This window comes from Pseudomonas syringae pv. tomato str. DC3000 (genome assembly GCF_000007805.1).
GTDB lineage: Bacteria > Pseudomonadota > Gammaproteobacteria > Pseudomonadales > Pseudomonadaceae > Aquipseudomonas > Aquipseudomonas avellanae.
In genome coordinates this window covers 1281337-1303215 of sequence record NC_004578.1, presented here as the reverse complement: position 1 = coordinate 1303215, position 21879 = coordinate 1281337, and the positions used below count along the sequence as shown (strand labels likewise).

The window sequence follows — 21879 nt, the reverse complement described above, 5'->3', positions numbered from 1 at the left end:
CCAGGGCATGCGACCATTGCCCGACAACCTTCCTGACGATCCCGTATTGCTCAAACAGATGCTGCTTGAGAGCTACGAAGCACGCTCGCGCGAACAGGAAGTTAAAGACGCCTACGCCACTCACATCGTTGATCTCAAAGAGCAGATCAAGCTGCTGCGTGACCGTATTTTTGGTCGAAAGTCCGAACAAACCGTCGAGCCTAATACCCCTCAACTTGCCTTGTTCAATGAACCTGAAAGCGAGCCTATGCTCCCGGTCGGCGATGCTGATGAGGAAGTAGTTGCTCCTGCGCCACGCCGTGGCAAGCGCAAGCCACTGTCGGCTGATCTGCCGCGCATTGAAGTCATCCACGAGCTGCCCGAACACGAACTGACCTGTGCCTGCGGTTGCCGCAAGCATGTCGTCAGCGAGGAAACCAGCGAGCAACTGGATATCGTGCCGATGCAGATTCGGGTGATCAAACACATCCGCAAAGTCTACGGCTGTCGTGGCTGTGAGTCGGCACCGGTCACAGCCGGCAAGCCTGCGCAGTTGATTGAAAAGAGCATGGCCAGCCCCAGCGTGTTGGCCATGCTGCTGACCACCAAGTATGTCGACGGCTTGCCGCTGCATCGTTTTGAAACGGTGCTAAGCCGACATGGCATAGAAATCCCGCGTCAAACGTTGGCCCGCTGGATTATCCAGTGCGGCGAACATTTGCAGCCGCTGTTAAATCTGATGCGTGATCGATTGCTGGAAAGCCCGGTCATCCACTGTGACGAAACCCGCGTTCAGGTACTGAAAGAACCAGATCGAGACCCGACCAGCCAATCCTGGATGTGGGTACAGGCCAGCGGGCCTCCAGATCATAAAGTCGTATTGTTCGACTACACTTCCAGCCGCGCGCAGGACGTACCGTTACGGCTGCTGGAAAGTTATCGCGGCTATGTGATGACTGATGATTACGCGGGCTATAACGCGCTGGCGTTACAACCGGGCGTGGAGCGCTTGGCGTGTATGGCCCATGCGCGGCGCAAATTTGTCGAAGCACAAAAAGTGCAACCTAAGGGCAAGACCGGGCGTGCCGATATCGCGCTGACGATGATCAATAAGCTGTACGGTATCGAGCGCGAATTGAAAGACGGCAGCGACGAACAGCGCTTTACCGGTCGGCAGGAGAAAAGCCTGCCAATCTTGGCTCAGTTGAAAAGCTGGCTGGATAAAACTCAGTCCCACGTGACGCCGCAAAGCGTGCTGGGCAAGGCAGTTGGTTATCTGGCGAATAACTGGAGTCGGCTGAAGCGTTACGTGGAAGCCGGCTTTTTACCGATCGACAACAACCCGGCAGAGCGCGCAATAAAGCCGTTTGTTATTGGGCGCAAAGCCTGGCTGTTCAGCGACACGCCTAAAGGCGCCACCGCCAGTGCACAGATCTATAGCTTGGTCGAGACCGCCAAGGTCAACGGCCAGGAGCCCTATACGTGGCTGCGCCACGTACTGGAGAGGTTGCCACTTGCGCAGTCGGTGGCCGACTATGAGGCGTTGCTGCCGTGGAACTGCTCACCGGAAATGCCAAGATAAACGGAAGCCGCATCTGATGGTAGGTGTGGTTGGTGGATCGCTTACGAAGATTCTGCATGATATGGATCGTTCTGATGTAATCAGGCAACAACACTTTGGCGTAAGGGTCTCCGCTCATGGCCTTTTCCTTCATTTCAATGATCCGGTTGGCAAAGAACTCCAGTGCATTGATTTCCTTGCTCGGATCGACAAGTTTGCCTTTCTTGTCGAACTCATCACCCGCTCGGCTCATGAGCTCGGCAGTAAGATTGTCGATCATGCCAAACTTGAACAGGATCATTCCGGCTCTATTGAGGTCCTTGGGAGTAATCTGTTCGGGGTTGAACCCCTTGAACAGCGGCTTCATCCTGCGCTTCTCCATCGCCAGCGAATTGAGCGCAACCGCATTCTCACCGACCTCCTGCAACACCTGACCCACCTGCTCTGCAGCCTTCTTGAACTTGAGCCTTTCAGGCGGTGCAGCGATGGTTACCGGTGGCAGGTCACCCCACATTGTTCTTCCCACGTGATACTCCTTATATGAATGTGTTCAAACTTCATATCGGAGCCGGAAGAGCTGAGTTGATGGCTGGGGGAAAATCCGTACTTGGACTACATAGCCCTAGGGAAGGTCTGAAGTAGGCATCGATTTTTGACGCTCTCATGGCCTGAGGTTCAAAAAAAGCTCGCCCGATCAGATAATTAGACGTTTTCCGCTCTTAACTCATCGATTTTCCTTCAAACAGCACCTTTCCAAGGCGTTTTTCCGCATTACAGGCGCACCTCTCCCATCGCCAGCAGCCGTTTTCGCACCATCCAAAGGTTCGACAAGGCAAACAGAGTAGCCTGTTGCGCGGTGTTTTTAGCCAGCCCGCGAAACCGGACTTTCGTATAACCAAACTGGCGCTTGATCACGCGAAACGGATGTTCAACCTTCGCCCGTAACTGGGCTTTCGTGAACTCGATTTTGCGATAGACCCGTGCGATCAAACTTTTCTCGCCATGCTTTTTATAACGGCTTGGGCGGGCCGCAATTGACCAGATCATCTGACGATCCTGATGCTCCGCACGCTTGTCCACGCCGGTGTAGCCCGCATCACCGCTGACATAGGTTTCCTCACCATGTAGCAATTGATCAACCTGAGTCACGTCCGCCACATTCGCCGCAGTACCCACCAGGCTATGGACTAAACCCGACTCGGCATCGACGCCGATATGCGCTTTCATGCCGAAGAAATACTGGTTTCCTTTCTTCGTCTGATGCATTTCGGGATCGCGTTTGCCGTCCTTGTTCTTGGTCGAGCTCGGCGCATGAATGATCGTCGCATCGACCACCGTACCTTGGCGCAGCATCAAACCTCGATCACCCAGATAGCCATTGATGACCTGCAAAATCCCGCCTGCCAACTCATGCTTTTCCAACAGACGCCGGAAGTTGAGAATCGTGGTTTCATCGGCGATTCGATCCAGACTCAACCCTGCGAACTGGCGCAGGATCGTTGTCTCGTAAAGTGCTTCCTCCATCGCCGGATCGCTGTAACCAAACCAGTTCTGCATCAGGTGAATACGCAGCATCGCCATCAGCGGATAAGCCGGACGGCCACCTTCGCCCTTTGGATAATGTGGTTCGATAAGGGCAATCAAGCCTTTCCAGGGCACAACCTGATCCATCTCGATGAGAAAGCGCTCGCGGCGGGTATGCTTACGTTTACCCGCGTACTCGGCATCGGCGAAGGTCATCTGTTTCATCAGGGAAGCTCGGTGAAAGGTGTTGGGGTATTTTGCCAAATCAGGAAACCTTTTTCAGAGTTTCCCTAGGACCGATCTTACATCGATTGGTAAAGTCTCTTATAAATGCTTTTTTATTTGACCTAATCCGCTTTAAATACACGTACACAGATTGTTAATGTACTTCTCTGAGATACCCCTGCAGATTGGCCATCATTTCCTTCAGCGCCTCGGTACTGTCAGCAGGGTGCGCCGCGCCGTCGAAATCACCAATCGTCTGCCACTGCGCAGCGACGTCTTCCGGGCTGAAGCCCGCCTGTGGATCGAAGCACGCACCCAGGCTGCGCTCCCAGCGGACTTTGCCGATCCATCCGCCGCCTACTTCAAACAGCGCACCGCTGTCCTGGCACTGTTCACTGCCCAGGTACACCACCAGCGGGCTGACCAGTTCAGGTTTGAGCAGCTCGAACACGCTGGCAGGGATCAGGCCCTCGGTCATTCGTGTGCCGCCGGTGGGCGCGATGGCGTTGACCAAAATTCCGTTCTTGCGGCCTTCCAGTGCAAGGGTGCGAGTCAGTCCGTAAAGCCCGAGCTTGGCCGCTGCGTAATTGGACTGGCCGAAGTTGCCATAGATGGCGGAGGTCGATGAGGTGAAGATCACCCGTCCGTAATTCTGCTCACGCAGGTGCGGCCAGGCGGCATGGGTCACCTTGTAGGCGCCCTCTATATGAACGCGATAGACGAGGTCCCAGTCGGCATCCTGCATTTTGGCGAAGGTCTTGTCGCGCAGGATGCCAGCGTTGTTGACCACCACATCGATGCGACCGAAGGCGTCAAGCGCGTGTTGCACGATTCGCCCGCCATCGGTCACCGAGTCATGGTTGGCCACAGCGGTGCCGCCCGCCTCGCGAATCTCGGCGACAACCTGATCGGCAGCAGAGGCACTGGCCCCTTCGCCCTGCGCCGAACCACCCAGATCGTTAACCACCACCCGCGCGCCATGTTTCGCGAAGAGCAGCGCGTGGGCTCGTCCAAGCCCGCCGCCTGCGCCCGTCACAATCACGACTTTATCTTCAAAACGTACTGACTCGTTCATCGCAGGCTCCGTGAATACAGGGAAACGTTGCGATAAGTGTCGTCCATGCCCTCGTCCGTCACAATCAACACGCGCTGTGCTGAATCATGTCCGATAAAAGTGCAGGATGATTTCAGCCCAGTCGGATCATGAATGTCGCCAGCCAAGGCTCGGCATCGGTTTCAGGGGTGACGCTTTCACTGCCGTCCAGACGCAGCATGTCCTGCACTTCGACAATCCCCAGTTCGGCAAACAGCTCGCGCATCTGCTCGCCACCTGCACAAAAGGTGTCGCCGTAGCTGGCATCACCCAGCGCGATTACGCCCCCCGGCAAACCGCGCAGGGCTGCGGGCAGCAGGTCACGCAATTGTGAGTAGAGTGGCATGAGGTTATCGGGCAGCTCGCCCATGCCGGTGGTCGACGTGACCGCCAGCAGTGCCTGTGGCTCGAACGCCAACAGGTCTGGCAGCGCAAGCCTGGGGTTGACGAGGGTGTCGTGGCCTGAAGCTTGCAACAGCGTGGCTGCGTGTCTGGCAACTTCTTCGGCCGATCCGTAGACCGATCCACACACGATGGCGACTTTCATGGTTATTCCTGTGGCAGCCTGAAAAAGTGAAACATTATGCCCCAAAACAGCGTCTGATTTTTCCCCTGCCTTTGAGTGACGCGCAGGAAAGTTGAAACACTGAAATGCAAAAATATGATGAATGGTCAGAACAGTCCGTAGAATTAATGGTCTTTGTTCTCAATAACCGGTTAGCCCGAGTCCCGTCATGCAACCTGATTCACTCCTCACACAGGCAGAGCTGGATTTTATCCAGGGCATGCAGCGTAATCCCAAGCTGAATGTGCGCGACAGCACGCGTAGCTTGCTGGTCAATGGCGGCATTCAGATCCAGGATTTGCTGACGCGTCTGGCTGCGCATGAGCAGGTCACGATTCATGCCCAGTTTGAAAATCAGCAGATGAATTTCCCGCTGCACCTGGTCGAGGACGAATTCCATGCCCTGCATCTGGAATTGGGCGCGCCGAGCATCTTTGAAGAAGGCCCGCGCATCCGTCCATGGCGATTGGTGCTTGAAGACCCGATCCCGCTCGAAACCGAGAAAGGCGCACTGACTGCGCTTTGGGTTCACGAGCTGTCGTTCAAAGGCGTGCTGCTTGAGTACCGCAAGGAAGGCAAGCTGCCGAGAAACTTTTCAGCCTGGTTCAATCCTGCAGGCCAGGCCCCGATTCCGATGCGCGGCAAGCTGGAACGAATGACCGAGCACAATTTTGGCGCTTATCATTTCAGCAAACACGGCAAGGACGATGCCGAGCGCCTGCGGCAATACATCCTGCAAGAGCATCGGCGCAAGCATCCTGCTCTGCACAAGTAATGCTTCAACGGCTGCAAATTTCTACCGGTCTGGCACTGTTTCAGGAATAATCCTTGCTTGCTTCTCAGTGAAGCTGTCGCGACCCATCACCCCGGATCGCGGCATGTGACCTCCCTACCCGGGAATCTCACGCCTCTACCGGAGATACACAATGTCTACCTCACCCGTCACCCTGATGGTTGCCCGCCGCGTGGCGCAGGGTCGCTACCATGAAATGATGGCCTGGCTGCACGAAGGCGAACTGTTGGCCACGGACTTTACGGGTTATCTGGGCTCAGGCGTGCTGGCTCCCCCACCCGGGGACGATGAATTCCAGATTATTTTCCGCTTTGCCGACGAGTACACCATGCACGCCTGGGAGCATTCTGCCTCCCGACGCTCCTGGCTGGTGCGCGGCAGCGGTCTATTCGCGCAACCCTCCGAGCATCGTGTCAGTGGCATAGACGGCTGGTTCGGCGCAATCGATCAGCGCCCGCCGCGCTGGAAGCAGGCTGTGGCCATCTGGCTGGCGTTCTTTCCGGTGTCACTGATTTTCAACTTTCTGCTCGGCCCGCTGCTCAACCCTCTGGATCTGCTGCCGCGGATCATGATCAGCACAGCGGTGCTGACCCCGTTGATGGTCTACCTGTTCATTCCGCTGTCCACGCGCCTGCTGGCCACCTGGCTGCAGAGCACGCCTGCAACGCCTCCTGCACGACCGACACAGTCGACATCCCCGCGATAGTTTCAGCAAGACCTGTACACCCCTGACGACTCGGTACAGGTCTTCGTCCCGTTGAGACCCGCTCACCTCTTTAACGTATCGGCCCTAAGCGCCAGCTCACGCGGCATGGCGCGATTTTCATGTGGCCCAGGGTTGTACAAAAAAATTCTCTGGTATAACTTTGCACGTAAACCGGAAGAAACAATCGACCGTAGAATCCTCGTCCATTACGGACACCTGATACGTGAGCTGTCGATGGCATTATCTTCTGCACCGATCCTGATTACCGGCGCCAGCCAGCGCGTGGGCCTGCATTGCGCGCTGCGCCTGCTTGAACACGGGCATCAGGTCATCATCAGTTACCGAACCGAACACGCCAGTGTGGCCCAACTGCGCCAGGCCGGTGCGCATACCCTGCACGGCGATTTTTCGAGCGAAGCCTCGATCATGGCGTTCATCGAGCAGTTGAAATCCCACACCTCAAGCCTGCGTGCCATTGTGCACAACGCGTCCGAGTGGCTGGCTGAAACGCCAGGCGACGAAGCCGAAAACTTCACGCGCATGTTCAGCGTGCACATGCTCGCCCCGTACCTCATCAACCTGCATTGCGAGGCACTGTTACACGCCAGCGACGTCGCCGACATCGTGCACATCAGCGATGACGTGACCCGCAAGGGCAGCAGCAAGCACATTGCCTATTGCGCAACCAAGGCCGGGCTGGAAAGCCTCACCCTGTCGTTCGCCGCAAGGTTCGCCCCGCTTGTCAAAGTCAACGGCATAGCACCGGCGCTGTTGATGTTTCAACCCAAGGACGATGCGGCCTACCGCGCCAACGCCCTGGCCAAGTCGGCTATGGGCATAGAGCCTGGTGCAGAAGTGATCTACCAGAGCCTGCGCTACCTTCTGGACAGCACCTATGTCACCGGCACAACACTGACCGTAAACGGCGGACGGCACGTCAAGTAAGCCGCCCCGAGGACCCTTCTGATGAGTTCATCCCTGCCACAGCACTATCGAGACATTCTGCTCGAACTGGGTGAAAACCCAGAGCGTGAAGGTCTTCTGGACACCCCGAAACGCGCCTCCAAAGCGATGCAGTATTTATGTCACGGCTACACCCAGACCGTCGAAGAAATTGTCAACGGCGCGCTGTTCGCCTCTGACAACGATGAAATGGTCATCGTCCAGAACATCGAGCTTTATTCGCTTTGCGAGCATCACCTGCTGCCGTTCATCGGTAAGGCGCACGTAGCCTATATCCCGACCGGCAAGGTGCTGGGCCTTTCGAAAATCGCCCGCATCGTGGACATGTTCGCCCGTCGCCTGCAGATTCAGGAAAATCTGACCAAACAGATTGCCGACTCGATTCAGCAGGTGACTGGCGCAGCCGGCGTGGCAGTGGTCATCGAGGCACAGCACATGTGCATGATGATGCGCGGTGTCGAAAAGCAGAATTCGACCATGAACACTTCGGTCATGCTGGGCGCGTTTCGTGAGTCGAGCACTACCCGCATGGAGTTTCTGCAATTGATCGGACGGAGCAGAACGTAATGGCAAGACTCGAACCTGGCACCGCGCGCATTCGCGTCAAGGACTTGCGGTTGCGCACCTTCATCGGTATCAACGAGGACGAGATCGTCAACAAACAGGATGTGCTGATCAACCTGACGATTCTCTACCCGGCGCAGGAGGCTGTTCGCGATAACGATATCGGGCACGCGCTCAACTACCGCACCATCACCAAGGCAATCATTCAGCACGTTGAAGGCAATCGTTTTGCATTGCTGGAGCGACTGACCCAGGAAGTGCTGGACCTGGTGATGAGCCACGAGGCGGTGACCTACGCCGAAGTGGAAGTCGACAAGCCGCATGCGCTGCGTTTCGCAGAATCGGTGTCGATCACACTCGCCGGTCAACGCTGAAACTCTTATCATGGCGCGACTTATTGCCTGAATAGAGCCCGTCATGACCGAGCAAGAACGCCTCGAACTCGAAGCCGCCGCCTTTCGCCGACTGGTCGCGCATCTGGACAGCCGCAAGGATGTCCAGAACATCGACCTGATGAACCTGTCCGGGTTCTGCCGCAACTGCCTGTCCAAATGGTACAAGGCCGCCGCTGATGAAAAGCACATCGACATCACCCTGGATGATGCCCGCGAAGTGGTTTACGGCATGCCGTATAGCGAGTGGAAAGCCAACTACCAGAAAGAAGCCAGCGCCGAGCAACAGGCGGCGTTCGTCAAGGAAAGCAAACATGACTGATATCAATTCCCTGCGCACCAGACTGCGCAGCGGCGAACATGCGTTCGCCGACACCCTGGCTTTTATCGCAGACGGTTACGATTATCAGCCTCAGCCGTTCAGAAACGGCGACGTCGACAATGCTGCCGGGCAGAACGAAGGGTCTTGCAAGACACTTGGCCTGGCGCTGCTGGAAGGTTTGAGCGATGAAGAGGCGCTCTTGGCATTTGGCGAGCACTACCGCTCGGTGCAAGCCACGCCCGAAGGCAGCGACCACGGCAATATCCGTGCGCTGATCAAGCATGGGCTGGCAGGTGTGACATTCGAAGGCGAGCCACTCAAGCGCAAGGTTTGAAGGCACTGGAAATCAGGGCTTCTGCCCGGAGGGCGTGGGAGCTTTCGGAGGTTACGACGGCTGCGATGGGCCGCGGAGCGGTCCTGAAACAGGCTACCTCGGCTATGTCTGGCACACCGAGGCGGCTGGTTTTTCTGTCGGTTCCCGGCAGCTTGCGGACAAGTCCGCTCCCACATTTCTGAAGATCGCGGACGGGCGAAGCGTTGCCCGGTCCGCGCTCATAATGCCAATCAGAACGTGGCGTTTGCCAGACCGTCCAGGTAGCGCTCGACGTCCAGTGCAGCCATGCAGCCTGCGCCTGCCGAGGTGATTGCCTGGCGGTAAACGTGGTCAGCCACATCACCGGCCGCGAATACACCTTCAACGCTGGTGGCAGTTGCATTGCCTTCACGGCCGCCGTGTACGACCATGTAGCCGTCCTTCAACGCCAACTGACCTTCAAACAGCGAAGTGTTCGGCGTGTGGCCGATCGCAATGAACACACCGTCGACTTTCAGCTCGTCGCTGCTGCCGTCGTTGTTCTTCAGACGCGCACCGGTCACGCCCATGTTGTCGCCCAGCACTTCGTCCAGTGTGGCATTTAGCTTGAGAACGATTTTGCCTTCAGCGACACGTGCGTGCAGCTTGTCGATCAGGATCTTCTCGGCGCGGAAGGTTTCGCGACGGTGAACCAAGGTCACTTTGCTGGCGATGTTGGCCAGGTACAACGCCTCTTCCACAGCAGTATTGCCGCCACCCACAACCGCAACTTCGCGATTGCGATAGAAGAAACCGTCGCAGGTCGCACAGGCCGAAACACCTTTGCCCATGAACGCTTCTTCCGAAGGCAGGCCCAGATAACGAGCGCTGGCGCCAGTGGCGATGATCAGTGCGTCGCAGGTGTAGGTCGCGCTGTCGCCCTGCAGGCTGAACGGCTTGCCAGCCAGATCGACGGAATTGATGTGGTCGAAAACGATTTCAGTCTCGAAACGCTCGGCGTGCTCGCGCATGCGCTCCATCAGTGCCGGGCCGGTCAGACCGTGCGGGTCGCCGGGCCAGTTGTCGACTTCGGTGGTCGTGGTCAATTGACCGCCAGCCTGCATGCCGGTGATCAACAGTGGCTTGAGGTTGGCGCGGGCGGCATAGACCGCAGCGCTGTAGCCGGCAGGGCCGGAGCCGAGAATAATCACTCGGGAATGACGTACGTCTGACATGACACGCTCCTATCGACCGACTGTTCAAGCCGCAATCGAAACAGCTGGATAAAAAAGGACCGCCGAAACACTTGGGGAAGTGCCATTCTACTCGGCGGATCCTGAAAGTTCTGACTCCTGAGACAGGTCCTGAAATTGGTGCCAAGCCTATCGGGGTAGCAGAGGTTAAGGAAATATCGTTTCACAATCCACCCCATAGGTCACTTCTATAAGATGACCGAGCCACAGCGCTGTACTCGCATCAATACTCAGCCTTGGCGAGCGCAGCAAACGGTCCTGAACGCTGACATCCATCAGCCCTTTCACGGCTATCACAAAGCCGGTAAGGTCACGCCTTTCAAGCATTCGGAGGCTGCCATGCCCGCTCCTGCCCTGACCGGCCCGCAATACCTGAGGGAAGGCCTGAAACTGATCCTCAGCCCTGGCCTGCGCCTGTTTGTTCTGCTGCCGCTGAGCATCAACATCGTGTTGTTCTGCGGCCTGATCTACCTGGCGGTGCACCAGTTCGAGCTGTGGGTCGACACATTCATGCCCACCCTGCCTCACTGGCTGAGCTTTCTCAGCTATATCCTCTGGCCACTGTTTGTCGCACTGGTGCTGCTGATGGTGTTTTTCACCTTCACCGTGGTTGCCAATATCATCGCTGCGCCGTTCAACGGGTTCCTCTCCGAAAAAGTCGAAGCCGTGATTCGCGGCGTGGATGAATCGCCGGATTTCAGCTGGGCCGAACTGGTCGCAATGGTCCCGCGTACGCTGGCCCGCGAAGCGCGCAAGCTGGGCTATATGCTGCCACGCATGCTTGGGCTGTTCATCCTGTCCTTTATTCCGGTGGCCAACATCATCGCAGCGCCCCTGTGGCTGCTGTTCGGGGTATGGATGATGGCGATCCAGTACATCGACTACCCTGCCGACAACCATAAACTGGGCTGGAACGAGATGCTCGGCTGGCTGAAAAGCAAACGCTGGCAGAGCCTGAGCTTCGGCGGCATCGTCTATGTTGCCTTGTTGATCCCGGTGGTCAACCTGCTGATGATGCCTGCCGCCGTAGCCGCCGCAACGCTGTTCTGGGTGCGTGAGCGCGGGGCGGATGCCTTGCCGATCGCGCACGCCAGAGACTGACCCTTTCATGCCGGGCCGCGCAGTACGGCCCGGTAGACCTGAAAAACGAAAAAAATCACTCACTATATATATCTACCGCACCCGCCCCTCTCGGCCGAGGTTAAATGGGGCCTCAACCAACCCGTTCATGTGAAGCCCGCTTCCATGGAACATGCGACACATGAACTTAACAAGGAAGTTAAATCATGAATACTCCAGTAAACCCAGCTGTATTTTCCGCCGAAAACGCTACAACTAAAGAAAAAATCCGTGCTTTCCTGGTCAGTGAATTGGCCGAATGGTCGATCGACCCGGATAACGTTTACATCAACGGCGTAAACGATCCTGAAGAACGCATGGTCATCGGCTCCAACTCCCTGACTGCCGAAGCAATCAACCGTGTTTTTGAGAAAGACGCTCCGTCTTACTCCACACGCACCGCAGGTCTGTTCACCGTGGCTTATTCGTATGCCGATGAACATCGCCTGGCTGCACCGGATCTGGCCAAGGTAGGCGAAGTGATCGGCCAACTGGTCAATGACCTGGGCTGATCGTTCTGATTGACAGGCCGAGTGACGACAACGCCTGAAAGAGCACCGGACAGCTAATGGATTAGCTGTCCGGTACTTCTTCTGGTATCAAAACTGTCTAGCCTAAAGCAGAAGCGGAAAGATAGGTCGGTATACTGACCAACCACATGGCACATCCGATAACAATCCACAAGCCATTGGCAAGCGTCAACCTTGAGTTGGTGCTCCCGTCCGCGTCATGCGCGGCGGCATTTATCTTCGACTGTACCAGCATCATATTAAGCGTCTGCGCAGTGGCCAGCAGAACAACCCATACCAGCCAGCCACCGACCAGTTCGAATCGCAAATTCCCTGACACACCCTGCGCCAGCAGGATTCCCGCAATGGTCAATGCCAGCAGCACCGAGGCGCTAACCGCCCAGTACGCCATGTGACCAAGACCCTGCCGCCGCAGACTTTTATCCACCGTAAGAAACAGTGGAAAAGCGTAAATAACGGCAAAGATCACGCGCGCAACAGGCCACACATTGCTGCCCGAAAACTTCTTGTTCAGCGACCAGTTTCGATAAAACCAGTAAGTCGCGAAAAAACCCGACGTCAAAAAATATAGAATGAAAAACTTCTGTAACGACACGACATAAAACTCCGGGCCGCCACTGCCTGACTCATCCTTATCCAGGCTGGCTTTCGGGGGCGCATATATTAAATCTGACATTTCACGTCCTTCTGAAAAGGGGCCGATACTATCAGACCAACAGAAACCCTGCAAAAAAGACAAACATAAATACGCTTCCTACAAAAGAAAACTACAAGCCTTACAATCAAAGCCAAAAAGCTTCTAACTGGCTGGCGGCAAACCGTTGCCGCTAAAAACCAAACGTTGCCAGCGTTTCAAAAAGTGTAATGTAGTCCGTTTCTGTAGGCTAACTAAATCAGCATCCCGCCCGCTTGACTCAAGTGTGTAGGACCCAACCAATTATCCATATTGGCATTGCGCTTGCTCTATTGTCTCTAAACAACAGGAGCTGTAGAGCAATGGAAAACACCGTAAATACCGCAACAGCCAGAGCAATCAACACCACCCGACCTGCCGGTCTCGAGACCCTCCCGCAATCGCGATCAGACAGGTTTGCTCAGATATTGAGCCAAAGGGTCGGAGACCTTACGGCGAGCGAATCTGCAACGCTGGTCAAACAGGCCCTGCCACGCTCGACCTTTTTTATGAACAACATGAGCCTTGAACAACGCACCTCTGTCATCGACGATAAGGACTTTCTCCCGAGACCAGCGGCGATGGAGCGAATCGCCGACCCGCAAAATCGCCGGTTGAAATAAACCTTCGCGGTTGCGGTGAAGCCATTGAAGTTCACACAACCGCCACATAATCGAAATATTACCCGCCGAAACTGCTCTCATGAGCCAGATTCTTAATGTCACCCTGATCACTGAAACCTTTACTCCCGAGATCAACGGCGTTGCCAATACCTTGGGGCGGCTTTGTGACGGGTTGCGGTTGCGCGGGCATCGGGTCGAGCTGGTTCGGCCGCGCCAGAGCGACGAGATCAACTCCGGGGCTGCCGATGACCTGATGCTGTGCCGTGGCTGGCCAATACCGGGTTATCCGGGGCTGCAGTGGGGTCAGTCTTCGATGCACAAGCTTTTGCGACGCTGGCAGCGGCGCAGGCCTGACGTGTTGTATATCGCCACCGAAGGCCCGCTGGGGCTGTCGGCGCTGCGGGCAGCGCGGCGCTTGGGGATTGCGGTGATCAGCGGCTTTCATACCAATTTTCCGCAATACACGCAGCAATACGGCATGGGGTTCATCACCCGCCTGCTGACCCACTACCTGCGCTGGTTTCACAACCGTTCGCGCGTCACGCTGGTGCCGAGCGTCAGCCAGAAGGTCGAGCTGGAGCGGCGTGGCTTTGAAAGGATCGAGCTGCTGTCTCGCGGCGTCGACAGCCAACTGTTCAACCCCTCCCGGTGTTCGCAGGCATTACGCGAAAGCTGGGGCCTGCAAACAGGGGATATCGGGGTCATCCATGTCGGCCGCCTTGCGCCGGAAAAAAACCTCGGGCTGCTCAAGACTGGTTTCGAGGCGCTCAAGAGCAGTTATCCGCAACGCACCATCAAGCTGATCGTCGTCGGCGATGGGCCTCAGCGCAGCGAGCTTGAACAGCAGATTCCGGATGCGATCTTCTGCGGCACGCTGCGCGGTGAAGTGCTGGCGACGCACTACGCCTCGGCCGATATGTTTCTGTTCCCGAGCCTGACCGAAACCTTTGGCAATGTGGTGCTGGAAGCATTGGCGTCAGGGCTGGGCGTCGTTGCTTATGACGAAGCCGCTGCCGGCCAGCATATTCGCCATGGCCACAACGGCGCGCTGGCGATGCCGGGCGACGAAACGGCTTTTGTGGATGCGGCACGCTGGCTGCTTGAAGACAGTGAAAACCTGCGACGAGTGCGCTTGAACGCCAGGCAGCACGCCAGCCGCCAAGGCTGGACGGCTATCATCGATCAGTTCGAGCGACAGTTGCGTGACGCCTGCCCGAGCGAAAGCAGCAAGACGCTCAGGCAGACAAGCGACAAGACCATCAGACCAGTGTCGTCAATGCCTCTCGACTGAACGGCAGGATGTCCTGCTCACGACCTTCGCGCACTTTCACCGCCCAGTCCGGGTCAACCAGCAGCGCACGCCCTACCGCCACCAGATCAAATTCGTCTTTGCCCAGCCGCTCCAGCAGGTTTTCGAGGCTGGCAGGTTGTGCGACTTTTTCGGTATTGACCATGAACTGCAGAAACTCGCCATCCAGCCCTACGCTGCCGACTGTGATCGTCGGTTTGCCGGTCAGCTTGCGCGTCCAGCCCGCCAGGTTCAGCTCGGAGCCTTCGAACTCAGGCTCCCAGAAACGCCGGGTAGAACAGTGAAAGATGTCCACGCCTGCATCGGACAGCGGTTGCACAAATTCGCCCAACGCCTCAGGCGTCTGCACCAGCCGTGCGCTGTAATCCTGCTGTTTCCATTGTGAGAAACGGAAGATGATCGGGTAGTCCGGCCCAACAGCAGCGCGTACGGCCTTGATCAGTTCGATAGCAAATCGTGAACGATTGGCCAGGCTGCCACCGTACTCGTCACTGCGCTGATTGCTGCCCTCCCAGAAGAACTGATCGACCAGATAACCGTGAGCCCCGTGAATTTCGACGCCGTCCATGCCAATCGCCTTTGCGTCGGCTGCGGCCTGGGCAAAGGCTGCGACGACCTCGTCGATATCCTGTTTGCTCATACCGTGCACCAGCACCTGGCCGTCCTTGACCTTCTCCATAGGGCCATACGCCGGGATGCTGCCGTCGGGCTCGGTGCCCAGACGACGGACAGCACCCACATGCCAGAGCTGCGGGGCGATCTTGCCGCCCTCGGCGTGCACTGCATCAACTACTTTCTTCCAGCCGGCCAGCGGCGCATCGCCGAAAAACTGCGGAACGTTGGGGTAGCCGTTGGACGCCGGGTGATTGACCGTCGTGCCTTCGGTAATGATCAGCCCTACACCGGCCGCCGCTCGGCGACGGTAATACTCGATGACTTTCGAGTTGGGCACATGACCCGGCGAGAACGAACGGGTCATGGGTGCCATGACCACGCGCGACGACAGTTCCAGACCGCCCAGACGAAAAGGTGTGAACAAGGCTGCAGCCGACATGCGGGACTCCAAGGGAAAAAGGGTCGATGGCTGTACGGCGACATGCGCCAGATCAGGCGCGCAGAATATCGCCGGGCGTCAGTCAGAGCCCAGCACTATTCATCCTGCTTATTTGAGTCAAGAAGCGTTGGGTTCAGCGCAAGATAGCCGGGCAGGCGATACAGGCTGCCCAGGCCATGCGATCAGTTGTGCGCCAGAGCCTTTTCGATGGCCTGGATCACTGCAGGATCGTCCGGTGCAGTACGCGGTGAGAACCGTGCGCTGACCCCACCGTTCTTGCCCACCAGAAACTTTTCGAAATTCCAGGTGATGTCCCCTGGAAACTCCGCGCCCTCGCCCGCCAGCAAGCGATAAAGCGAATGACGGTTCGGCCCGTTGACGTCGAGTTTTTCGCCCAACGGGAAAGTCACGCCGTAATTGAGCTGGCAGAATTCGGCGATTTCCTGCTCGGTGCCGGGTTCCTGGCCAGCAAACTGGTTGCAGGGCAGGCCCAATATCACCAGCCCCTTGTCCCGGTATTGCTGATACAGGTTTTCAAGTGCTGCGTACTGCGGTGTGAGCCCGCATTTGGAGGCGACGTTGACGACCAGAACCACCTTGTTCTTGAAATCCGCCAGCGGCAGTTCCTGACCACCCAGCGCTTTCAATCTGATGTCGTGAAAAGCACTCATGAGAACCCCTTTTGAAACAAATAACCCTGGCCACAACCTGAAAAGGCACCATGACCGAACGCGCAACGAAAGTCGTCATCGCAGAACAGCCAGGGCGCCTTTTCAGTGACCTGAGCCTAGCAGCACAAATCAGTGTTGATGACCGCCTTCACCGTGAACATGGCCGTGAGCCATTTCTTCTTCACTGGCGTCGCGAATAGCCACAACTTTCACGTCGAAGTTCAGGCGCTGACCTGCGAGCGGGTGGTTGCCGTCAACAGTCACGTCATCGCCATCCAGATCGCGGATGGTCACGATCTGCATGCCGCCGTCCGGACCCGAAGCGTGGAACTGCATGCCGACTTCAAGCTTGTCGACACCTTCGAACATGCTGGCGCTCAGGGTGCTGACCAACTCGGCCGAGTATTCACCGTAGGCGTCTTCCGGCTCGACGGCAACTTTGAGCTCGTCGCCGATTTCCTTGCCTTCCAGAGCTTTTTCCAGGCCCGGAATGATGTTGCCTGCACCTTGCAGGTAAACCAGCGGCGCACCACCGGCAGAGCTGTCGATGACCTCACCAGCGTCGTTGGTCAGGGTATAGTCAATGGAGACAGCCTTATTGGCGGCGATCGGCATGGGGACAAGACCTTTTGCTTAAGATTGAAGAACGAGCAAGTTTAACCAAGCAATCGCCCGAAAGCGAACGCAACTCTGACAGACGGCCCGGATTGGAAAGTTCAACGGTTATTGGCTTAAGCCAGGATGAAGAAGGACACTGGTTTGTGCTGCTGTCCTGTGGCCACACTCAGCACCTGCGCCATCAGCCGCCATGGCAGTCGCGCGCCTGGGTTCTGGACCCTGTACAGCGTCAACGGATGACAGGTCAGGTGTTTTGTTGCGGCTGGTGTGCGAACGCCGCAGATAACGATAGTCTTGGCACCGAGAACTCGCGTTAGACGATTTCCTGACTTTTTTGGCCGGCCGCTGTTCCATATCTGCTGCGCCCCTTGCACTGCCCAATCGAGAACCCCGTATGCAGACGTTTTTCATTGCCCCCACGGATTTTGGTGTGGGGTTGACCTCCATTAGCCTGGGCCTGGTGCGCACGCTTGAGCGTGCGGGCTTGAAGGTAGGTTTCTTCAAACCGATAGCGCAACCGCACCCCGGCGATCTCGGCCCTGAACGCTCGACCGAGCTGATGGCCCGTACTCACGGCCTGAAACCGCCCAAACCGCTGGGTCTGGCGCACGTCGAACGCATGCTGGGCGATGGCCAGCTGGACGAACTGCTCGAAGAAATCATCAATCTTTATCAGCAGGCAGCCGTCGGCAAGGATGTGCTGGTGGTCGAAGGCATGGTCCCGACCCGCAGCGCGAGCTATGCCGCACGGGTCAACCTGCACCTGGCCAAGAGCCTGGACGCCGAAGTGATACTGGTTTCCGCGCCGGAAAACGAAGTGCTGACCGAACTGTCGGGAAGGGTCGAGTTACAGGCGCAGCTGTTTGGCGGCCCCAAGGACCCAAAAGTATTGGGCGTCATCCTCAATAAAGTGCGCACCGAAGAGAGCATGGAAGTCTTTGCTGCGCGCCTTAAAGAACATTCGCCGCTGCTGCGCAACGGCGATTTCCGGCTGTTGGGCTGCATTCCCTATCGCGCCGAACTCAATGCGCCGCGTACCCGTGATGTGGCCGAGTTGCTGGGCGCTCAGGTGCTGAATGCGGGCGACTACGATCAACGGCGCATGTCAAGAATCATCATCTGTGCGCGCACGGTGCTCAATACCGTGCCGCTGCTCAAGCCCGGCGTATTGGTCGTAACCCCGGGCGACCGCGACGACATCATCCTCGCCGTGAGCCTGGCAGCGATCAATGGAGTACCGCTGGCAGGCCTGCTGTTGACCAGCGATACCGTGCCCGACCCGCGCATCATGGAACTGTGCCGGGGCGCGCTTCAGGCCGGCCTGCCGGTGCTGTCGGTGAGCACTGGCTCCTATGACACGGCCAACCGCCTCAATCAGTTGAACAAGGAAATCCCCATCGATGACCGCGAGCGCGCGGAAATCATCACCGATTTCGTCGCCAGTCATCTGGACGCCAGCTGGCTGCACCAGCGCTGCGGCACCCCACGAGAGCTGCGCCTGTCACCTGCGGTGTTCCGCTATCAGTTGATTCAGCGCGCCCAGGCGGCCAATAAACGCATCGTGCTACCCGAAGGCAACGAACCGCTGACCATTCAGGCCGCGGCGATCTGTCAGGCGCGCGGTATCGCTCGCTGTGTGTTACTGGCCAGGCCCGAAGAGGTGCAGGCGGTTGCGCAGGCACATGGCATCGAGCTGCCACCGGGGCTGGAGATTCTCGACCCGGACCTGATTCGCGAGCGCTATGTCGCGCCGATGGTCGAACTGCGCAAGAGCAAAAGCCTGAACGCGCCGATGGCCGAGCAACAGCTTGAAGACCCCGTAGTGATCGGCACGGTGATGCTGGCACTCGATGAGGTAGACGGGCTGGTGTCCGGCGTGGTTCATTCCACGGCCAACACCATCCGCCCGGCCCTGCAACTGATCAAGACCGCGCCGGGCTGCACGCTGGTGTCGTCGGTGTTTTTCATGCTGTTTCCCGAGCAGGTGCTGATGTATAGCGACTGCATCATGAATCCTCACCCAAGCGCCAGCGAACTGTCCGAGATCGCCCTGCAAAGCGCCGATTCGGCCACTGCGTTCGGCATCTCGCCCCGCGTGGCGATGATTAGTTATTCCAGCGGCAATTCGGCCAGCGGTGAAGAAGTCGAGAAAGTTCGCGAGGCAACGCAACTGGCACGCGAAACCCGCCGCGATCTATTGATCGACGGACCGCTGCAGTATGATGCCGCCGCCAACGAACACGTCGCCCGGCAACTGGCCCCGGACAGTCAGGTGGCAGGACGCGCCAATGTGTTCGTGTTTCCAGACCTCAACACTGGCAACACCACGTACAAGGCGGTGCAACGCAGCGCCGACTGTGTAAGCTTGGGCCCGATGCTGCAAGGCCTGCGCAAACCGGTGAACGACCTGCCACGTGGCGCGCAGGTCGATGACATCGTCTACACCATCGCACTGACGGCGATACAGGCCGACACACTTTCCTGATACAACCTGACGACGCCACAGGCCCGCCTGAGGCGTCCGACCACTTTGCGGAGCCTTGTCGTTCATGGATTTCCTGCCTGCCCCATTGCGCGGCGTCATTGCCTCGCTGCTGTTGGCGCTTAACACCATCGTCTGTTGCACGGTGCTGTTCGCGGTCACCCTCCTCAAGATCTGCCTGCCCTTTTCCGCCGCCCAACGTTTCACCGACTGGCTGATGAGCCATATCCATGAAACCTGGATCGGCACCAACAACGCCTGGATCAGGCTGCTGTGCCACACCCGTTGGCAGTTGAGCGGGCTGGAGGGGCTCGATTACAAACATTCGTACCTGGTCACCAGTAACCATCAGAGCTGGGTCGACATCATGGTGCTGCAATACGTGCTCAACCGGCGCATTCGTCCGCTGAAATTCTTCCTCAAGCAGGAGCTGATCTGGGTCCCGGTGATTGGTCTGGCGTGGTGGGCCTTGGGCTTTCCGTTCATGAAGCGCTACTCCAAGGCCTACCTGGCGAAACACCCGGAAAAGAAAGGCAAGGACCTGGAAACCACCCGCCGCACCTGCGCAAAATTTCGCCACAACCCAGTGGGAATTTTCAATTTCGCAGAGGGCACACGCTTCACCGCCGGCAAGCATGCGCAACAGCAGTCGCCCTTTCGCCACCTGCTCAAACCCAAGGCGGGCGGCATCGCCTTCGTGCTGGACGCGATGGGCGAACAGCTGGAGTCGATCATCAACGTGACCATCCACTATCCGGGCGGGCAACCTGGTTACTGGGACCTGCTGTGCGGCAACGTGACGGACGTGGTCGCCCACTTTGAAGAGATCAGAATCCCACCGCAATTCCTCGGCAAGAACTACGACCAGGACGGCGAATACCGCCTGGAATTCCAGCAGTGGATCAATGCGTTATGGGAAGAGAAAGACAGCCTGCTGGACAGACTGCATGAGCAGTATCCGGCGCAGCGGGGCAAGCGTGACGCACGATAATCTCTACTATCGTGCCTCACGCTCCGCCTCGACATGCCGTTCCGGACGCGGAGCGTCCGTTCTTGAGTCACCGGCGCAGATGTAAGACGCAGAGCGTCACTAAGGGCCAGGAGAATAGGGCTTTTGCCCGAGGGACGTGAGAGATGCAGGAGGTTACGCCGGCTGCGAAGCGGCCCCGAAACCAAAAGCCTCGGGGCATCTGATAAACCAGGTTAATTAACTTTCTTCAAACTCGTTATAGCCTGTTCAAGGAGACCTTTGAACTCATCAAGTTCAAAACTCCAGGAAAATCCTTCAGCAGGAGTAAATATTTCAATTTCAACAGCTTTTCCAGGCTCATTTGATATTTCTGCTACCTGATTGTTTTCCGACCATATCTCAAAAACTAAATTTTCTCGATCTGACGGACTTGCTATAACTGACGATAGTTTTTTCATTACTTTGTCGGTTCCAAAAGACCAATGAATTTTCCGATAGCGTTGTTAACGTTCAGCTTTCACTGTCGCGCAGCAGCGCGCTTTCATAAATCTTGAAAGTCATAGGATTCAAGATCAGAGAGCTGTGACAACAGGACTAGGTGCTCAACAGCTTTCACTTTTTCTAGATGATCGAGCGTGTCCGCTCCGCCTAACATCAAAGCTGGCACAAAACCGTACATTTCATCGTGATGCAGAGTACCGAGCTTTTTTCTTGCCGGCCTGAAAAGATCCCCATAATCGTTAGAGCCAACTTTTCTAGACAAAATAAAAGACTGCAACCCTTTATCCATTTGACTCCCTAGGCATAAAGATTTATGCGTAGTATAGCGAGACAGAATACTGGTTATTTTAAGAGAAGCTCCTATTTCCTCACCCCACAGATATAAATCTCCGAACGCGCTTCTCGCAATCAGATGATACGCATCAAACGTTTCAAACTTTGTCCCCTCTAGCCATGAAGCTACTACTGCATCATATTCTTGAGGATTCACAGTCCAGAAAATACCATCGCCGTAGCCGCACCACCCATGCTCAGCCCAATACGTCAAAAGCTGATTGGGAAGTTTACCCCTGTAACGATCAATACTTGATTCAGGGACCTCTTGACGCCCAACTTGACCGCCAAAGGTTTCCAAGAAAATTGAAAATATTTCGTCCATCACTTTGCCCTCAGCACTTGTGAAGCTTAACATTTAGATAAGTGTCATCCCGCAAAGGCGTCAGCACTGTTTCTACAGCCTTTTTCAAACTTTCAATCTTTGGCCTCCACTGAGGCCCTATACTAGAATTAACTTGTCGATCACCAAAGTCTGCAACTATATCTTTACCACCAGCATGCAAATCAGGATTGTGCAACCCGGCGAGACTGGACATAGTCTCCTTGGCTTTTTTTACCCTTTCTATTTTCGCATCCCTAGGGAAGGTCTGAAGTAGGCATCGATTTTTGACGCCCTCGTGGCTCGAGGTTCAAAAAAAGCTCGCCCGATCAGGTAATCAGACGTTTTACGCTCTTAACTCATCGATTTCCCTACAAACAGCACCTTCCCAAGGCGTTTTTCCGCATTACAGGCGCACCTCTCCCATCGCCAGCAGCCGTTT

25 protein-coding genes and 2 pseudogenes are annotated in these 21879 nt (G+C 56.6%); 15 read left to right on the top strand and 12 right to left on the bottom strand.

All coding sequences use genetic code 11. From position 1 onward, the window contains the following. Positions 1-7: 7 nt before the first annotated feature. Positions 8-1561 carry an IS66-like element ISPsy5 family transposase gene (locus PSPTO_RS06290; RefSeq protein ID WP_003409202.1) on the top strand — a complete coding sequence of 518 codons (1554 nt, stop codon included), beginning with the start codon at positions 8-10 and terminating at the stop codon, positions 1559-1561. 43 nt (positions 1562-1604) lie between these two features. Here PSPTO_RS06290 and PSPTO_RS06285 read toward each other — a convergent pair. The 4 genes and pseudogenes from PSPTO_RS06285 to PSPTO_RS06270 all read right to left on the bottom strand — a co-directional run. Next, positions 1605-2054, bottom strand: a pseudogene (locus PSPTO_RS06285) (hypothetical protein); the annotation flags it as partial. 257 nt (positions 2055-2311) lie between these two features. Continuing rightward, positions 2312-3289, bottom strand: coding sequence for an IS5-like element ISPssy family transposase (locus PSPTO_RS06280; RefSeq protein ID WP_007247571.1), 978 nt, complete (start codon positions 3287-3289; stop codon positions 2312-2314). A 154-nt stretch (positions 3290-3443) separates the two neighbouring features. Further along, positions 3444-4364, bottom strand: a complete 921-nt coding sequence (locus tag PSPTO_RS06275; protein WP_011103459.1) for an SDR family oxidoreductase — start codon at positions 4362-4364, stop codon at positions 3444-3446. A 112-nt stretch (positions 4365-4476) separates the two neighbouring features. After that, the gene (locus tag PSPTO_RS06270; protein WP_005768738.1) at positions 4477-4929 is read right to left on the bottom strand and encodes a flavodoxin; all 453 of its coding nucleotides are present in this window, start codon (positions 4927-4929) and stop codon (positions 4477-4479) included. Positions 4930-5116: 187 nt separating this feature from the next. Between PSPTO_RS06270 and PSPTO_RS06265 the strand changes: the two genes are divergently transcribed. From PSPTO_RS06265 to PSPTO_RS06235, 7 genes are all read left to right on the top strand, one after another. Next, a complete protein-coding gene (locus tag PSPTO_RS06265; RefSeq protein WP_011103458.1) occupies positions 5117-5722 on the top strand; it encodes a hypothetical protein in 606 nt (201 codons plus the stop codon). Positions 5723-5873: 151 nt separating this feature from the next. After that, on the top strand, positions 5874-6446 hold the full coding sequence (locus tag PSPTO_RS06260) for an antibiotic biosynthesis monooxygenase (RefSeq protein ID WP_005768741.1): 573 nt from the start codon (positions 5874-5876) through the stop codon (positions 6444-6446). Between the two features lie 234 nt (positions 6447-6680). Continuing rightward, on the top strand, positions 6681-7391 hold the full coding sequence (gene folM / locus PSPTO_RS06255; RefSeq protein WP_005768743.1) for a dihydromonapterin reductase: 711 nt from the start codon (positions 6681-6683) through the stop codon (positions 7389-7391). A 21-nt stretch (positions 7392-7412) separates the two neighbouring features. After that, positions 7413-7976: a GTP cyclohydrolase I FolE gene (folE, locus tag PSPTO_RS06250; protein WP_005768747.1), complete on the top strand. Its 564-nt coding sequence runs from the start codon at positions 7413-7415 to the stop codon at positions 7974-7976. Further along, complete coding sequence (folX, locus tag PSPTO_RS06245; RefSeq protein WP_003379302.1) at positions 7976-8347, top strand: dihydroneopterin triphosphate 2'-epimerase; 372 nt, start codon at positions 7976-7978, stop codon at positions 8345-8347. The genes folE and folX overlap by 1 nt, the downstream gene beginning before the upstream one ends. A 43-nt stretch (positions 8348-8390) precedes the next feature. Then, positions 8391-8687 carry a DUF1244 domain-containing protein gene (locus PSPTO_RS06240; protein WP_005768750.1) on the top strand — a complete coding sequence of 99 codons (297 nt, stop codon included), beginning with the start codon at positions 8391-8393 and terminating at the stop codon, positions 8685-8687. After that, positions 8680-9021: a HopJ type III effector protein gene (locus tag PSPTO_RS06235; protein ID WP_005768752.1), complete on the top strand. Its 342-nt coding sequence runs from the start codon at positions 8680-8682 to the stop codon at positions 9019-9021. Before PSPTO_RS06240 ends, PSPTO_RS06235 begins: the two co-directional genes overlap by 8 nt. Positions 9022-9251: 230 nt before the next feature. Here the strand turns inward: PSPTO_RS06235 and trxB are convergent, their stop codons facing one another. Then, positions 9252-10214 (bottom strand): thioredoxin-disulfide reductase, encoded by a 963-nt coding sequence (gene trxB, locus PSPTO_RS06230; protein ID WP_005736511.1) that lies wholly within the window; start codon positions 10212-10214, stop codon positions 9252-9254. A 357-nt stretch (positions 10215-10571) separates the two neighbouring features. On the opposite strand from trxB, the gene cysZ reads away from it, so the two are divergent. Next, the gene (gene cysZ, locus PSPTO_RS06225) at positions 10572-11333 is read left to right on the top strand and encodes a sulfate transporter CysZ (RefSeq protein ID WP_007244082.1); all 762 of its coding nucleotides are present in this window, start codon (positions 10572-10574) and stop codon (positions 11331-11333) included. Between the two features lie 185 nt (positions 11334-11518). Beyond that, entirely contained in the window at positions 11519-11863 is a 345-nt protein-coding gene (locus PSPTO_RS06220) for a hypothetical protein (RefSeq protein ID WP_011103457.1), read from the top strand. A gap of 97 nt (positions 11864-11960) precedes the next feature. Here the strand turns inward: PSPTO_RS06220 and PSPTO_RS06215 are convergent, their stop codons facing one another. Continuing rightward, complete coding sequence (locus tag PSPTO_RS06215) at positions 11961-12557, bottom strand: hypothetical protein (protein WP_005768758.1); 597 nt, start codon at positions 12555-12557, stop codon at positions 11961-11963. A 320-nt stretch (positions 12558-12877) separates the two neighbouring features. On the opposite strand from PSPTO_RS06215, the gene PSPTO_RS30635 reads away from it, so the two are divergent. Both PSPTO_RS30635 and PSPTO_RS06205 read left to right on the top strand, forming a co-directional pair. After that, positions 12878-13177 (top strand): hypothetical protein, encoded by a 300-nt coding sequence (locus PSPTO_RS30635; RefSeq protein ID WP_005768760.1) that lies wholly within the window; start codon positions 12878-12880, stop codon positions 13175-13177. Positions 13178-13256: 79 nt separating this feature from the next. Continuing rightward, complete coding sequence (locus tag PSPTO_RS06205; protein WP_005768762.1) at positions 13257-14468, top strand: glycosyltransferase family 4 protein; 1212 nt, start codon at positions 13257-13259, stop codon at positions 14466-14468. Here PSPTO_RS06205 and PSPTO_RS06200 read toward each other — a convergent pair. From PSPTO_RS06200 to PSPTO_RS06190, 3 genes are all read right to left on the bottom strand, one after another. Continuing rightward, positions 14437-15540 (bottom strand): NADH:flavin oxidoreductase, encoded by a 1104-nt coding sequence (locus PSPTO_RS06200; RefSeq protein WP_011103456.1) that lies wholly within the window; start codon positions 15538-15540, stop codon positions 14437-14439. The two genes, PSPTO_RS06205 and PSPTO_RS06200, sit on opposite strands and share 32 nt — an antisense overlap. A gap of 182 nt (positions 15541-15722) precedes the next feature. Beyond that, positions 15723-16211 (bottom strand): glutathione peroxidase, encoded by a 489-nt coding sequence (locus tag PSPTO_RS06195; protein WP_007244088.1) that lies wholly within the window; start codon positions 16209-16211, stop codon positions 15723-15725. A 129-nt stretch (positions 16212-16340) separates the two neighbouring features. Then, complete coding sequence (locus PSPTO_RS06190; protein WP_005736521.1) at positions 16341-16826, bottom strand: FKBP-type peptidyl-prolyl cis-trans isomerase; 486 nt, start codon at positions 16824-16826, stop codon at positions 16341-16343. Positions 16827-16840: 14 nt separating this feature from the next. Between PSPTO_RS06190 and PSPTO_RS06185 the strand changes: the two genes are divergently transcribed. The 3 genes from PSPTO_RS06185 (at position 16841) to PSPTO_RS06175 (ending at position 20302) form a co-directional block, all read left to right on the top strand. Next, a complete protein-coding gene (locus PSPTO_RS06185; RefSeq protein ID WP_007244089.1) occupies positions 16841-17146 on the top strand; it encodes a DUF3565 domain-containing protein in 306 nt (101 codons plus the stop codon). Between the two features lie 77 nt (positions 17147-17223). Further along, on the top strand, positions 17224-19314 hold the full coding sequence (gene pta, locus PSPTO_RS06180) for a phosphate acetyltransferase (RefSeq protein ID WP_007244090.1): 2091 nt from the start codon (positions 17224-17226) through the stop codon (positions 19312-19314). A 64-nt stretch (positions 19315-19378) separates the two neighbouring features. After that, positions 19379-20302 carry an acyltransferase gene (locus PSPTO_RS06175; protein ID WP_011103454.1) on the top strand — a complete coding sequence of 308 codons (924 nt, stop codon included), beginning with the start codon at positions 19379-19381 and terminating at the stop codon, positions 20300-20302. 212 nt (positions 20303-20514) lie between these two features. On the opposite strand, the gene PSPTO_RS06170 is transcribed toward PSPTO_RS06175, so the two are convergent. The 3 genes and pseudogenes from PSPTO_RS06170 to PSPTO_RS06160 form a co-directional block, all read right to left on the bottom strand. Then, positions 20515-20739, bottom strand: coding sequence for a hypothetical protein (locus PSPTO_RS06170; RefSeq protein ID WP_080946555.1), 225 nt, complete (start codon positions 20737-20739; stop codon positions 20515-20517). An 83-nt stretch (positions 20740-20822) separates the two neighbouring features. Further along, a complete protein-coding gene (locus PSPTO_RS06165; RefSeq protein WP_046463433.1) occupies positions 20823-21440 on the bottom strand; it encodes a GAD-like domain-containing protein in 618 nt (205 codons plus the stop codon). Positions 21441-21450: 10 nt separating this feature from the next. Further along, positions 21451-21690 (bottom strand): annotated as a pseudogene (locus PSPTO_RS06160) (polymorphic toxin type 15 domain-containing protein); the annotation flags it as partial. Between the last annotated feature and the right edge of the window lie 189 nt (positions 21691-21879).

What these genes read in the sequence shown, in the direction of transcription:
- PSPTO_RS06290 (WP_003409202.1), top strand. Translation starts at nt 8, where the DNA reads ATGCGACCATTGCCCGACAACCTTCCTGACGATCCCGTATTGCTCAAA.
- PSPTO_RS06280 (WP_007247571.1), bottom strand. Translation starts at nt 3,289, where the DNA reads ATGAAACAGATGACCTTCGCCGATGCCGAGTACGCGGGTAAACGTAAG.
- PSPTO_RS06275 (WP_011103459.1), bottom strand. Translation starts at nt 4,364, where the DNA reads ATGAACGAGTCAGTACGTTTTGAAGATAAAGTCGTGATTGTGACGGGC.
- PSPTO_RS06270 (WP_005768738.1), bottom strand. Translation starts at nt 4,929, where the DNA reads ATGAAAGTCGCCATCGTGTGTGGATCGGTCTACGGATCGGCCGAAGAA.
- PSPTO_RS06265 (WP_011103458.1), top strand. Translation starts at nt 5,117, where the DNA reads ATGCAACCTGATTCACTCCTCACACAGGCAGAGCTGGATTTTATCCAG.
- PSPTO_RS06260 (WP_005768741.1), top strand. Translation starts at nt 5,874, where the DNA reads ATGTCTACCTCACCCGTCACCCTGATGGTTGCCCGCCGCGTGGCGCAG.
- folM (WP_005768743.1), top strand. Translation starts at nt 6,681, where the DNA reads ATGGCATTATCTTCTGCACCGATCCTGATTACCGGCGCCAGCCAGCGC.
- folE (WP_005768747.1), top strand. Translation starts at nt 7,413, where the DNA reads ATGAGTTCATCCCTGCCACAGCACTATCGAGACATTCTGCTCGAACTG.
- folX (WP_003379302.1), top strand. Translation starts at nt 7,976, where the DNA reads ATGGCAAGACTCGAACCTGGCACCGCGCGCATTCGCGTCAAGGACTTG.
- PSPTO_RS06240 (WP_005768750.1), top strand. Translation starts at nt 8,391, where the DNA reads ATGACCGAGCAAGAACGCCTCGAACTCGAAGCCGCCGCCTTTCGCCGA.
- PSPTO_RS06235 (WP_005768752.1), top strand. Translation starts at nt 8,680, where the DNA reads ATGACTGATATCAATTCCCTGCGCACCAGACTGCGCAGCGGCGAACAT.
- trxB (WP_005736511.1), bottom strand. Translation starts at nt 10,214, where the DNA reads ATGTCAGACGTACGTCATTCCCGAGTGATTATTCTCGGCTCCGGCCCT.
- cysZ (WP_007244082.1), top strand. Translation starts at nt 10,572, where the DNA reads ATGCCCGCTCCTGCCCTGACCGGCCCGCAATACCTGAGGGAAGGCCTG.
- PSPTO_RS06220 (WP_011103457.1), top strand. Translation starts at nt 11,519, where the DNA reads ATGAATACTCCAGTAAACCCAGCTGTATTTTCCGCCGAAAACGCTACA.
- PSPTO_RS06215 (WP_005768758.1), bottom strand. Translation starts at nt 12,557, where the DNA reads ATGTCAGATTTAATATATGCGCCCCCGAAAGCCAGCCTGGATAAGGAT.
- PSPTO_RS30635 (WP_005768760.1), top strand. Translation starts at nt 12,878, where the DNA reads ATGGAAAACACCGTAAATACCGCAACAGCCAGAGCAATCAACACCACC.
- PSPTO_RS06205 (WP_005768762.1), top strand. Translation starts at nt 13,257, where the DNA reads ATGAGCCAGATTCTTAATGTCACCCTGATCACTGAAACCTTTACTCCC.
- PSPTO_RS06200 (WP_011103456.1), bottom strand. Translation starts at nt 15,540, where the DNA reads ATGTCGGCTGCAGCCTTGTTCACACCTTTTCGTCTGGGCGGTCTGGAA.
- PSPTO_RS06195 (WP_007244088.1), bottom strand. Translation starts at nt 16,211, where the DNA reads ATGAGTGCTTTTCACGACATCAGATTGAAAGCGCTGGGTGGTCAGGAA.
- PSPTO_RS06190 (WP_005736521.1), bottom strand. Translation starts at nt 16,826, where the DNA reads ATGCCGATCGCCGCCAATAAGGCTGTCTCCATTGACTATACCCTGACC.
- pta (WP_007244090.1), top strand. Translation starts at nt 17,224, where the DNA reads ATGCAGACGTTTTTCATTGCCCCCACGGATTTTGGTGTGGGGTTGACC.
- PSPTO_RS06175 (WP_011103454.1), top strand. Translation starts at nt 19,379, where the DNA reads ATGGATTTCCTGCCTGCCCCATTGCGCGGCGTCATTGCCTCGCTGCTG.
- PSPTO_RS06170 (WP_080946555.1), bottom strand. Translation starts at nt 20,739, where the DNA reads ATGAAAAAACTATCGTCAGTTATAGCAAGTCCGTCAGATCGAGAAAAT.
- PSPTO_RS06165 (WP_046463433.1), bottom strand. Translation starts at nt 21,440, where the DNA reads ATGGACGAAATATTTTCAATTTTCTTGGAAACCTTTGGCGGTCAAGTT.